Origin of the sequence: Micromonospora sp. M71_S20 (genome assembly GCF_003664255.1) — a bacterium.
Taxonomy (GTDB): domain Bacteria; phylum Actinomycetota; class Actinomycetes; order Mycobacteriales; family Micromonosporaceae; genus Micromonospora.
Map to the genome: position 1 here is coordinate 1,330,104 of NZ_RCCV01000001.1, position 12,053 is coordinate 1,342,156.

Annotated in this window: 10 protein-coding genes; 4 read left to right on the plus strand and 6 right to left on the minus strand. The window is 71.7% G+C overall.

Annotated elements, in window-relative coordinates; genetic code table 11:
- Nucleotides 1-92: 92 nt before the first annotated feature.
- Together DER29_RS05880 and DER29_RS05885 are read right to left on the minus strand one after the other, a co-directional pair.
- Entirely contained in the window at nucleotides 93-1,439 is a 1,347-nt protein-coding gene (locus DER29_RS05880; RefSeq protein WP_121396402.1) for an AAA family ATPase, read from the minus strand.
- Nucleotides 1,440-1,471: 32 nt separating this feature from the next.
- Complete coding sequence (locus DER29_RS05885) at nucleotides 1,472-2,311, minus strand: sugar phosphate isomerase/epimerase (RefSeq protein ID WP_121396403.1); 840 nt, start codon at nucleotides 2,309-2,311, stop codon at nucleotides 1,472-1,474.
- A gap of 171 nt (nucleotides 2,312-2,482) precedes the next feature.
- Here DER29_RS05885 and DER29_RS05890 point away from each other — a divergent pair, with 171 nt between their 5' ends.
- Nucleotides 2,483-2,824 carry a GYD domain-containing protein gene (locus DER29_RS05890; RefSeq protein WP_233599652.1) on the plus strand — a complete coding sequence of 114 codons (342 nt, stop codon included), beginning with the start codon at nucleotides 2,483-2,485 and terminating at the stop codon, nucleotides 2,822-2,824.
- A gap of 193 nt (nucleotides 2,825-3,017) precedes the next feature.
- On the opposite strand, the gene DER29_RS05895 is transcribed toward DER29_RS05890, so the two are convergent.
- The 4 genes from DER29_RS05895 to DER29_RS05910 form a co-directional block, all read right to left on the minus strand.
- Complete coding sequence (locus DER29_RS05895) at nucleotides 3,018-3,845, minus strand: peptidase (protein WP_121396405.1); 828 nt, start codon at nucleotides 3,843-3,845, stop codon at nucleotides 3,018-3,020.
- 2 nt (nucleotides 3,846-3,847) lie between these two features.
- A complete protein-coding gene (locus DER29_RS05900; RefSeq protein WP_121399036.1) occupies nucleotides 3,848-5,158 on the minus strand; it encodes a VWA domain-containing protein in 1,311 nt (436 codons plus the stop codon).
- A gap of 159 nt (nucleotides 5,159-5,317) precedes the next feature.
- Nucleotides 5,318-6,400, minus strand: coding sequence for an FAD-binding oxidoreductase (locus tag DER29_RS05905; protein ID WP_121396406.1), 1,083 nt, complete (start codon nucleotides 6,398-6,400; stop codon nucleotides 5,318-5,320).
- Nucleotides 6,397-6,690: a hypothetical protein gene (locus tag DER29_RS05910; RefSeq protein ID WP_121396407.1), complete on the minus strand. Its 294-nt coding sequence runs from the start codon at nucleotides 6,688-6,690 to the stop codon at nucleotides 6,397-6,399. Before DER29_RS05910 ends, DER29_RS05905 begins: the two co-directional genes overlap by 4 nt.
- Nucleotides 6,691-7,026: 336 nt before the next feature.
- Here DER29_RS05910 and DER29_RS05915 point away from each other — a divergent pair, with 336 nt between their 5' ends.
- The 3 genes from DER29_RS05915 to DER29_RS05925 all read left to right on the plus strand — a co-directional run bounded on the left by DER29_RS05915 (nucleotide 7,027) and on the right by DER29_RS05925 (nucleotide 11,920).
- Nucleotides 7,027-8,277: a helix-turn-helix transcriptional regulator gene (locus DER29_RS05915; protein WP_121396408.1), complete on the plus strand. Its 1,251-nt coding sequence runs from the start codon at nucleotides 7,027-7,029 to the stop codon at nucleotides 8,275-8,277.
- Between the two features lie 11 nt (nucleotides 8,278-8,288).
- Complete coding sequence (locus tag DER29_RS05920) at nucleotides 8,289-8,765, plus strand: flavoprotein (protein WP_233599653.1); 477 nt, start codon at nucleotides 8,289-8,291, stop codon at nucleotides 8,763-8,765.
- A gap of 80 nt (nucleotides 8,766-8,845) precedes the next feature.
- The gene (locus tag DER29_RS05925) at nucleotides 8,846-11,920 is read left to right on the plus strand and encodes a DUF3427 domain-containing protein (RefSeq protein ID WP_121396410.1); all 3,075 of its coding nucleotides are present in this window, start codon (nucleotides 8,846-8,848) and stop codon (nucleotides 11,918-11,920) included.
- The last annotated feature ends 133 nt before the right edge of the window (nucleotides 11,921-12,053 follow it).

Here is a 12,053-nt window from a genome sequence, read left to right on the forward strand (position 1 = left end):
CACACCCTGGGTAGCACCCTCTCACGGTGATCGATGGGTCCGAAAGCCCTTCGACCGCGCTTCCGACGGCGGGCTGACCCGCCAGAGGCGAGTCAGCCGGGATGCCGGATACCGTCGGCCGGCACGCCGGCACCGGCGAGCAGGGCGAGGATCGTCTGGTTCGCCTCCCAGCCGTCCGGGAACTTGACCGGCACGTCGAGGTGCACGGTCTCCGTCGACGGGTGGGCGTCCAGCAGCTCGCCGATCCCCGCGCGCGCCACGACGACGCACGCCTGGCGGTGCCGCGACGCCAGCACGCAGAGCCGCCCCGACTCCAGGTGGAACGCGGTCGCGTCGCGCCGCCCCGACAGGGGGTGCAGCACGATCGTCACGTCGTATTCCCGGCCCTGGAGCCGGTTGGCGGTGTCGACGGTGATGCCGGCCCCCGCCGGCCCCAGGCGCGCGCGGATGGCCGCGGCCTGGTCGCGGTGGGCGGCCCCGACGGCGATCCGGTCGGCGGTGACCGGCGCGCCCGCCGGCGCGTGCTCGGAGACGGCGACCGCGCCGCGTTCGAGCACCCGCAGCGCCAGCGCCGCGCAGGCCGAGGCGGCTTCGGCATCGGTACGCAGGGTCTGCCGCGCCGGCAGCTCGTACAGCGCCCAGCCGGTGGCCGCTGCCAGGTCCACCGCCCGGTCCAGGGCGTCCCCCGCCCCGGGCTCGCCGAGGCGCAACGCCCGGTCGGCGGGGCCGGTGCCGGCCCGGAACCCGGTGAACGGGTAGAACGCCGCGGCCACCACCGGCGCCGCCGAGGCGGGCAGCCGCCACGACACCGGCAGCCGGTGCACCGGCAGCTCCGGGTTGTGCCGCAGCAGCACGGCCACCGCCGACTGCATAGGGTCCCAGGTCAGGCCCGTCCAGCGCCCCGTCTCCACCGTCGAGAACGGGTCGAGCTGGCCGGGGTCGCCGACGAACAGCGCCCGCTCGAACCGCCCGGCCACGCGCAGCAGGGCGTCCGAGCGCATCTGGTACGCCTCGTCGACGATCGCCCACGGCCAGGAGCCCTCGGCGACCGTGGCCCACTTGGCGGCCGTACCGATGATGACGGCCGGACCGCCGAGGTCGGCGACCTTCGCGGCGACCCTGACCGTCTCGTGGCCCCTGACCCGCTCGGACGGCCGGTAGTCGGCGGCGGAGAGCCGCCCGATGCGCAGCTCAGGCGCCTTGCGCGCCAGGCGGTCGATGAGGTCGTCGACCTGCTCGTTGGTCTGCGCGATGATGATCAACGGCTCGCCGGCGGCGGCCAGCTCGACGGCGGCGCGCACCACCAGGGTCGACTTGCCGGCCCCCGGCGGCGAGTCGACCACCACGCCGCGATGGTCGCCGGAGCGCAGGTCGGCCAGTACGGCGGCGATGACCCGCTCCGCCTCGACCGCCGGCGGCACCTCCAGCCCGGAGCGCATCGATTCCCCCTCCCCGCGAGGTCTACGGGACACTACGCCCTGGTCAGGCCGCGCAGGAACGCCAGCCCCTCCGTGGCGAGGGTGTCGGGGTCGGCGGCGAGGGGCCGCCACACGGACATCGGCACGGCCAGGGCCTCGGCGGTGAACGACTCGATGTTCACCTGGCCGGCGTAGCCGATGCCGGCCAGGGCGTCGAACATCCCCGACCAGTCGAGGTGGTCGCCGCCGGGCACCCCGCGGTCGTTGCCGCACACCTGCACGTGGGCGAGGTGGTCGCCGGCCAGCCGGATGGCGCCCGGCAGGTCGCGCTCCTCGATGTTGAGATGGAAGGTGTCCAGCGCCAGGCCCAGGCCCGGGACGCCGGCCACCACCTCCAGCGCCTGGTCGACGGTGTTGAGCAGGCTCGTCTCGAACCGGTTGAGCGGTTCGATGGCGATCGTCACGCCCTGCCCGGCGGCCTCGTCGGCGAGCGGCCGGAGCCGCTGCACGAGGCGGGCGGTGGCGGCCCGCCGGGCGTCCGCGTCGAGCAGCCAGCGACGGCCGGCCGGCGCGTAGAGCGGGCCCGCCACCACGTCGGCGCCCACCCGGCTCGCGGCCCGCACGCAGTGCCGCACGAACTCCTCCGTACGCCGCACGACCTCCTCGTCGTCGGCGAGCAGGTCGTGCTCGGGCAGCAGGCCGGCGCAGACGGCGGGGGCCAGGCCCAGCCCGGCGAGCAGGTCGGCGGCCCGCGCCGGGTCCCAGTCCCCCGGCGCCTGGACGGTCAGCTCGATGGCGTCGAAGCCCCACGCCCTGATCCGTGGGGCCAGTCGGGCGAGCGCCTCGTCGGTCAGCGGCGCCGCCCATGCCCACGTGTTGATGCCGATCCGCACTTGTGCCCTCTCGCCGTCCCGATCGTCAAGATCCGTCGACTGTAGAGGGTGCGTCGCCGTGAGCGCGGTCCCGGGCGCGGCCGGCCGCGCGGGAATGTCGGAACCGTGCCCCCACCTGCGGGAACCGGCACTAACGTGAACGCGGAGGGGGAGGCGGAGAGGCCCCGTCCGATGACCGGAGGTGACGCCCGGATGGCGAAGTTCATGCTCACGTCGACCTACACGGTCGAGGGGATCAACGGGTTGATGAAGGACGGCGGGACTAAACGCGCCGAGGTCATCCGAGCTTTGATCGACAACTCCGGTGGCCGGATGGAGGCGCTGTACTTCGGGTTCGGCCAGTACGACACGTACGTGGTGTGCGACCTTCCGGACCACCGGACCGCAATCGCCCTGGCCACCACCATCCGGGCGGCCGGCGGCCTGGACACCCGGGTCAGCCCGCTGCTGACCCCCGAGGACGTGGACGAGGCGCTCCGGATGCAGGTGGCATACCAACCTCCGGGTGCCTGACCCGTCGACCCGTTCGCCGCCGGGGTCGACGTATCGCCGAGGTGTCACCGGGCCGGCCGGTGTGCCGAGTCATCACGGTCTCCTGATGACGGGGCGGGCATGACCCGTTCGGTCATGCCCGCCCTGCCGTCATCGTCGATCTTGATCGGGGCCGGTGCGCCGGCCGTCAACCGTGCCGGAAACCGCGCATTAGTCAGCCGACGCGCTGGCGGGGGCGGGTCAGGGCGAAGCCGACCACACCCGCGACGGCGGCCAGGATGCCGCCCCCGACGGTCCAGTACCAGCGGGACGACAGGCTCGGCCACCGGACCCAGTCGAACCAGCCGTCCTCCTCGTCACCGGCCGCCCCCGGGGCCGGAGTGCTGGCGGTCGGGTCGCCGGCGAGCACCTTGCCCGGGTTCACCGCCGGGACCAGGGGCGCCTTCAGGTCGCCGCCCTCCGGCTTGGTGTCGCCGTCGGACTCCACCCCGACCAGCAGGCTCACCTCGATCGGCAGGCCCAGCTCCTGCTCCGGCAACTCGGTGCCGGAGAGCCGGACGTAGTAGGTGCCCGGCAACGGGTCACCCGACCACGGCTCGGCCCACGAGCGCACCTGGCGCAGCTCGCAGTCGAGTTCGACGGTGGCGGCACTCTTCGAGGCCACCGGAGTCTGCGCCCCCGCGACACACGCCTGCCGGCGGCGCAGCCCGTCGAAGACCTCGACCGTCCAGGTGGAGTCGCCCTTCCGGCTCGCCGCGGCGGGCAGCGACACGGTGGCCGCCACGTGATGGGTGTCCCCCGCCGCAGCCGTGAACGACCAGTACAGGTAGTCGCCCACGGAGGCACCGACCCGTACCGGCTGGCCGGGGCTGATCCCGGCGGCGGTGAGGAACGAGGTGCCGGCCTTGTTGATGGTGGCGGCCCCCGGCGACGGGGTGGGCGTGTCCGCGCCGGCAGCGGCCGGCAGCGCGACGGCGATGCCGGTGGCGGCGAGCAGCACCGCCGCCCGGCGGGCTGAGATCAGGGCCGGAGCCTTCCACATCGTCATCGGGTCCTCCAGACCGCTACCCACCAACGGGTCAGCCAACCGACGATCAACCCACTGAGCAGGCCCGCGAGCATGAGTACGCCCAACAGCACCCAGCCCCGGCCGAGACCCGGGCTGTTCGGGGCAGGCGACGCGTCGACCAGGTCGATGGTCAGTTCGAGCGGCATGCCCGGAGCCTGACCGGCACCCGCCTTCGCGGAGAAGGAGTTGCTGACCACCAGGCACACGACGGTGGGCTCGGGAGCCTTCTCCGTCGGCTCCGTGAAGACGCCGCCCTTGTCGTCGTCCTCCGACTCCTCCTCGTCCTCGTCGTCCGCCGCCGACCAGCGCACCCCGGTCGACAACACGTCGGTACGACCGCTGCCGGCGTCGTTGCCCCGGACCAGTTCCCGCCCGTCGGTGGCGGTGGCCCGCAGCAGCACGCCGTAGTCCCGGTTCAACGGCCGGTCCAGGCCGATGCTCACCGAGGCCCGCAGCTCCTGCCCCGACTGGACCGGGATCCGGTACCACCGGTGCTCCTCGAAACGCTCGCGGTCGGTGTAGACACCGGGGGTGAGCACGGGCGCCTTGGCGCAGACGTCGGTGCCGGTCACCTTCGCCGGCGTCTTCGTGTGCGTGTCCTTGGCCCGTTCCACGATCTGCTTGATCCGCCGGGTCAGGTCGTCCTTGCTCTGCGCGGAGGTATACGTCCCGCCGGTCGCCGAGGCGATGCAGACGAGCTGCCTGCGTACCTTCTCGTCGGGGATGAGGCCGAGCGTGTCGACCACCAGGTGGGTGCCCTGGGCGGCCAGCTCGCGGGCCACCTCGCAGGGGTCCGGCGGCGCGCAGGTGTCCTCGCCATCGGTGATGAGCACGATGCGCCGGGTGGTCTCGCCGGTGCCGAGGTCCTTGGCCGCCTCGCGCAGGGCCAACCCGACGGGGGTGAAGCCGGTCGGGCGCAGGGTGGCGATGGCGTTCTTGGCCTTCACCCGGTCGACCGGGCCGACCGGTACGAGCTGCTGGGTGTCCTGGCAGCCGACCTTCTTGTCGTCCCCGCCGTAGGTGGCGCCGAGGACGCGGATGCCGAGATCCGTCGTCTCGGGCAGCGCGTCCACGACGTCGTTGAACGCCTCCTGGGCCACGGCGATACGGGAACGCCCGCCGATGTCCTTGGCGCGCATCGAGCCGCTGACGTCGAGCACCAGCTCCACCTTGGGTGGCTCGACGGGTTCGGTTTCGTGCTCGTCGGCGTAGGCGGGCGGCACGCCCAGTGTCGGGAAGGCCACCAACAGTCCTAAGAGGACCGCTGGAAGCCGTCGTTTGATCATCACGGCGCCGATCCTAGTGATCACCAAGCCCTCGGCCGACCGGGCGGCATCGCCATCGTCCATTCAGGATCGGTCGGACTCATCGACGACGGCTCGCTCTCCGGTGGTCGCCGCGACGCCGACGCAACGGCGTCGGAGGGTCGCGCAGGAGCTCGACGGTCAGGGCACCAGCTCCGCCGGCAGGTGGATGCGGTCGGCGGGCACCCCGGCGGCGGGCAGCCGCAGCCGCGCGCCGGCGAGCATCGGGGGCGGGCCGCAGACGTACACGTCGTGGTCTGGGTGGTGGTGGTCGAGGGCGATCGTGAGGGCGTCGCCCTGCTCGGCGGGCTCGGCGCCGGGGTCGTGGCTGAAGGCGGGCACGACGGTCAGCCAGTCGTGGGCAGACTGGAGCTTGTCGAGGGCGGTCGCGTCGTACAGGTCCGCGAAGGTGCGCGCGCCGACGACCAGGGTCACCCGCCGGCCGTCGGGCGCGGCGGCAACCTGCTCGACCAAGGCGCGCAGCGGCGCCAGCCCGGTGCCGCCGGCCACGAACAGCAGGTCCCGCCGCGCGGACGGGTCCAGGCGCAGGCCGGCGTCGCGCGGTGGGCCGAGGTGGAGCAGCTCGCCGGGGCGTACGTCGTGGACGAGGCTGTGGGCGACGGCCCCGGCGGCGACGGCGCGGAGGTGCAGCTCGACTGCGCCGTCGGGGCGCGGGGCGTTGGCCGGGGAGAGCCAGCGCCAGCGGCCGGGCCGGCGCGGCGTGCAGACCGGGACCGCCTGGCCGGGCTGGAAGGGCAGGCGCTGCCAGGGGCGTACGGTCAGGATCGCGATCGTGTCGCACGGCCGGTCGTGGCCGATCACCTCGGCGGGGCACCAGGCCGGCCCGTCATCGGCACGGGCGGCGGCGCGGCGCAGGGCCTCCGCGGCGCGGCGGCCGGCGCGCTCCCAGGCGTCGACGAGCTGCGGCGTCAACCGCGGGTGGGCGTGCCGGGCGACGGCGGCGAGCAGCGCGCCGCCGACGGTGGCGGCGTGCGGCAGCAGGCCAAGCTGGCGGTACGCGCGGCCGAGCACCGCCAGCAGCGCCGCCCGCCCGGCCGGGTCGTCGCCGCCGACCGTGAGGCGGCCGAGCGCGGCGAAGAGCAGCGGCGCGTCCCGCTCGGGCAGCAGGCCGGGGCGGCGGTCCTCCAGCGTGCACCAGAAGTCGTTGGCGCCCCCGTCGACGGCCTTGTCGACGGCTGCCTCCCAGGCGGCGGCGATGCTCACGCGCCCACCTCGCCGGCGAAGGCCCGGCGGGCGCGGGCGATCCGGTCGTCCGGCACGTCGAGCGCCCAGAGTACCCCCGCCAGGTAGTCGACGATCCGCCGATGCTGCTCCTCCGACAGGCCGAACCCGCGCCACGGGTCCGTCGCCGGCTGGCCGTCGACGGCCGCGGCGAGGCCCGCCGCCAGGTGCGCGCCGAGCCGCTCCAGGTCGACCCCGATGAGGTACGGCGACAGCTCCGCGTCCGCCACCACGAGCCGCAGCCACTGGCCGACCGCCTCCTGCGCGGTCACGCCCAGCCACCCTGCTCGACCCGGGCTTCGGCTTCCTCTGCGGTGGCGATGGTCAGAAGCGGGATGGCGTCGGTCAGGGTGGTCACGTTCTTCTGCCCCTCGTGCGCGGCTGATGGAGTGGCGCCGGGGCGGGCGGGAGCGGAGCTGCGTCGTTCGGGGACCGCCGCAGTTCCGGAGCCAGCACCCGCCCCGGGCCATGCGTTTCAGCTTCCTGGCCCGGGTGATCGGTAACTACAGCGTTCGAGGGGCCGAAATGGCGCAGAAATGAGGCACGCGAGTACCCACGTCACCAACGGGCTGTTACTACAGTGACGACATACGGAGGGGAGTAGCTTCGTGGCGCTGAAGCGACACCGGCTGTGCCAGCGGCGTAAGGCGCTCGGTTTCAGTCAGGAGCGACTGGCCGAGACACTCGGGGTGGAGCGGTCAACGGTGGTTCGTTGGGAAAGCGCCGAAACCGACCCGCAGCCGTGGCATCGGAGCCGGATCGCTTCGGCGCTTTGGATCACTCTCGAACAGCTCGACGAGATGCTCATAGACGTGTCAGTGGCGAAGCGTCGAGGAAAGACCATGGGCAAGGACATCCACAGTCCCGCACCGGTAACGACCCGCGCAGAACTTCTTACTGGCCTGCGCGCCTTCCTCGCTAGTTACATACCTGGCCAATCTGCTGAACCGGCGCGCTCCCTCGCTGAAGTACGTAGAGGCGTGGGCCGAGTCCACAACCTCTACCAGCGCGCGAGCTACCGATCCACGGCTCGCCTGCTGCCGGAAGTACTCGGCCAGGCCACCGATTTAGCAGGGCAGGCATCAACTGCCGAACGCACCAGCGCGTTCCGGCTGCTCGCCGCCGCCTACCTGGCGGCTTCGAAGCTCGCGGCCAAGGTGGGAGACGGGGACACGGCCTTGTTGGCGGCAGATCGGGCGTCGATATCGGCAGGACTCGCTGGCGATCGTGCTTTGGCGGGTATCGCGGCCTACCAGGCAGCATGCGGGCTCCTGCGACTGCCCGGGAAAGGGGGCGCTGCTGAGCAGGTCACCCAAACCAGCATCGCGCGGCTGGCCTCAGGGACGCAGACGGTCACCCCTGACCTTCTCTCGGCACGAGGCGCTTTGTTGCTCCTGGCTGCGGTCATCGCCGCTGGCCGGGGCAGCCCGAAAGAAGCCGATCGAAATCTCGCCGATGCCGGCACGCTGGCCAGGAAGCTCGGATCGGACCGCAACTGCCTCTGGACCGGCTTCGGTCCTACCAATGTCGCCATCCACACCGTTTCGGCGGCGATTCGCGCCGGAAACGCTAGCCGCGCCGTCGAAGTTGGGAGCCGGCTTGACACCTCACGTCTACCAACGGTCCTTGTCGGCCGGCGCGCCCAGGTGCATGTCGACCTTGCTGCGGCAGCGATGATGGGATCGCTGAACCAGGCCGCCGCGGTGCTCCACCTGATCGAGGCCGAGCGAGTCGCCGCAGAGGTGGTACACACCAGCATCCAGGCGCGCGAGTTGCTGCGTGAGCTGCTGTCAAAGGAGCGGCGTCCTACCATGCCAGGGCTTCGACCGCTGGCTGAGCGGGCGGGGCTGCTGGTGTGAGCAGGCGGCCGGTGATAGCGCTCGTTGTCTGCGCCGCTCCGCCAGCGCTGCGCATCAGGGAACTCATCGACCTGCTGATGGGGGAAGGTTGGAGCGTCTGCGTCACCGCTACGCCAACCGCAGCCAGTTGGATCGATCTGGATGCCCTCGCCTATCAGACGGGGCACCCAATTCGGGTGAATTGGCGGCTACCCGGTGAATCGGAGCCTCACCCCACCGCTGACGTGGCCGTCGTCGCGCCAGCCACCTTCAACGTCATGAACAAGTGGGCACACGGCATCAACGACACTCCCGCCCTTGGCGTCCTCAACCAGTCGCTGGGCGCAGGACTGCCCGTCTACGCCTTTCCAAACGTCAAAGCAGAACTCGCGGGCCATCCGGCCTATGCCACGAGCATCGAAAGGTTGAGTCACGCGGGAACCATCATCGTCGATCTCGATGCCGACTTGGACTGGCGAGTCGTGACGCGGACGGTCGCGTTTGCATGAGCCTGTCGTAGACCCGACACCAGCCGCGCGCGGCGTGGCAGAGGGCAGCGTCGTACGGCGAGGACAGTTACCTTGCCCGGGTGACGGATCTTGAGCGGGGCATCTACGAGCACCTCATCACCCGTGCGCTAGCCGACCGGCTCCAGCACGTCGACCCCGCTCTCGTCCAGCACCACAAGCTCGACCCCGCCGACGCACCAGACACCCTCGCCCGTCACATCGCCGCCCTGGCCCACCGAGCCCTGCACGCCGTCCCTAGCGGCGACGACAAGCTCCACCGCCAGATCGATCTCGCCAACCGCATCGCGGACGCCATCGCCGCCGAAAGCCCGCAGGCGTCGACGGCACAGGACCAGGTGACCGATGCCAAGCACCTCCTGCACGCCATCGCCGCCCCACCCACCCCACCGGCGCAACCAGCCTTCCCCCAACGCCCCACCACCCCCCTCTCCACCGGTGCCCTACTGGTCAACGGCCGCCACCAGCCCCGCATCGGCCACGAGGTCACCCACGAGATGGCGTCGGCAGAGCAGGTCGACCTCCTCTGCGCGTTCATCAAGTGGTACGGCCTGCGCATCGTCGAGCCCGCCATCCGCGAGCTGATCGCTAGGGGCGGCAAGCTGCGCGTCATCACCACGACCTACCTGGGCGCGACCGATCAGCGGGCCCTCGACCGGCTCGCCGAGCTGGGCGCCGAGATCAAGGTGTCCTACGAGACCAGGACCACCCGGCTGCACGCCAAGGCGTGGCTGTTCCGCCGCAACAACGGCATGACCACCGCGTACGTCGGCTCGTCGAACCTGTCGAAGTCCGCGCTAATCGACGGCGTGGAGTGGAACGTGCGTGTCTCCAACGTCGAGCAGCCGCACGTCATCGACACGTTCACCGCCACGTTCGAGGACTACTGGAACGACCCGGCGTTCGAGGACTACGACGCCAGCAGGGATGCGGAGCGGCTGCGGAACGCCCTCAGCGGGGAGCGGCGCGAGGACTCGCCGACGCAGATCGCCAATCTGGACGTGCGGCCGTACCCGTACCAGGCGGAGATCCTCGCCGACCTGGACGCCGAGCGGCAGGTGCACGGCCGGCACCGGAACCTGGTGGTGATGGCGACCGGCACCGGCAAGACGGTCGTCGCCGCGCTGGACTTCCGGCGCCTGCACCGCAAGAACCAGGTCGACTCGCTGCTCTTCGTCGCCCACCAGGAGCAGATCCTCACCCAGAGCCTGGCGACGTTCCGGCAGGTGATGCTCGACGGCAGCTTCGGCGAGACGCTGGTCGGGGGCAAAACCCCGACCAGGTGGCGGCACGTCTTCGCCTCCATCCAGTCGCTGCATCGGCGGGAGATCGACCCCGAGGCGTACGACATGGTGATCGTCGACGAGTTCCACCACGCGGAGGCACCGACGTACGCCCGGCTGTTGGAGCGGCTTCAGCCGCGCGTACTGCTGGGGCTGACGGCGACCCCCGACCGCGCCGACGGTCGGGATGTGCGGCGGTGGTTCGACGGCCGCGTGGCGGTGGAGCTGCACCTCTGGGAGGCGTTGGAGCGGCAGTTGCTCGCGCCGTTCCAGTACTTCGGGCTGCACGACGACGTAGACCTGTCGCGCCTGCGCTGGAAGCGCGGCCAGGGGTACGACGTCGGCGAACTTGACGGCCTCTACACCGGCAACGACGCGCGGGCGCGGCTGGTGTTGAAGGCGGTGCGCGACACGGTCGACGTGGACCGGATGCGGGCGCTCGGGTTCTGCGTGAGCATCGCCCACGCCCGGTTCATGGCGGAGTGGTTCACCCGGTACGGCGTGCCGTCGGCGGCGGTGACCTCTCACGTGGATCGACTCGCCCAGCATGATCTGCTGCGGGAGTTCAAGGCCGGCAAGCTGCGGGTGCTCTTCACCGTGGACCTGTTCAACGAGGGCGTCGACCTGCCGATGGTCGACACGATCCTGATGCTGCGGCCCACCGAGAGCGCCACGATCTTCCTCCAGCAACTCGGCCGAGGGCTGCGCCTGGACGACGACAAGCCCTGCCTGACGGTGCTCGACTTCATCGGCGGGCAGCACGCCAACTTCCGCTTCGACCTGCGCTGGCGCGCCCTGACCGGGGTCAGCCGCCGGGAGATCAGGGACGCCGTCGAGCAGGACTTCCCGTCGCTACCCAGCGGCTGCCACATCCAGTTGGACCCGGTCGCCCGCAAGGTCGTGCTCGACAACCTGCGTACCGTCATGCCGACGTCGAAGAACGGCCTGCTGGCGGAACTGCGGCACCTCGGGGACGTCAGCCTCGCCGGGTTCCTGCGGGAGACCGACGTGGAGGTCGAGGACGTGTACCGGTCGGCGACCATCGGCGGGTGGACCGGGCTGCGGCGGCTCGCCGGGCTGGAGTCGTCGACGCCGGGGCCGGACGACCGGGAGTTGGGCCGGGCCATCGGGCGGATGCTGCACCTCGACGACCCAGACCGCCTCGACCTGCTGACCCGGGTGGCGGCGGGCCAGCGGCCGGCGTCCGGGCGGCTCTGGGACATGCTGCACTTCGACCTGTGGGGGCCGAACGCGCCGCTGACCTCGCGGAACGAGCGGCTAGCGCGGCTCTGGGCGGAGCCGGCCCGCTGCGCCGAGCTGCGGCAGGTGGCCGAGGTGCTGCGCGAACGGATCCACCGGGTCACGCCACAGCCGCTGTCGGCTGAGGTGCCGCTGCGGGTGCACGCCCGCTACAGCCGCAACGAGGCGTGCGCCGCCTTCGGCATGCCGAACCCGGGATCGCTGCGGGAGGGCGTGAAGTGGCTGCCCGACGCCCAGGCGGACCTCTTCTTCGTCACCCTGGTCAAGTCGGAGGCGCACTACTCCCCCACCACCATGTACGCCGACCGGGCCATCACCGACAGCCTGTTCCAGTGGGAGTCGCAGAGCACCACGTCGTCGGCCTCGGCGACCGGCCAACGCTACGTCCACCACGCCTCGCGCGGCTCGACCGTGCACCTCTTCGTACGGGAGACCCGGAACGCAGACCGGGACCTGGGCGCGCCGGCCTACCTCTACGCCGGCCCGATGACCTACCAGGAGCACACCGGCGACCGGCCCATGCGCATCATCTGGCGGCTGGCACACGCCCTCCCCGCCGACGTGTACGCCACCGCCCGAGCGATCGCCGCATGACGGCGGGCCGGGAGATTTTGGATCGGCTCACCTCGCTACGGCTTCATCAGCCGATAGGCCCGTTTCGCCACCATCGACCGGCCCGAATGGTTCTCGATCAACCTCGATGGGGCATTCCGCGCACGCTTTTATT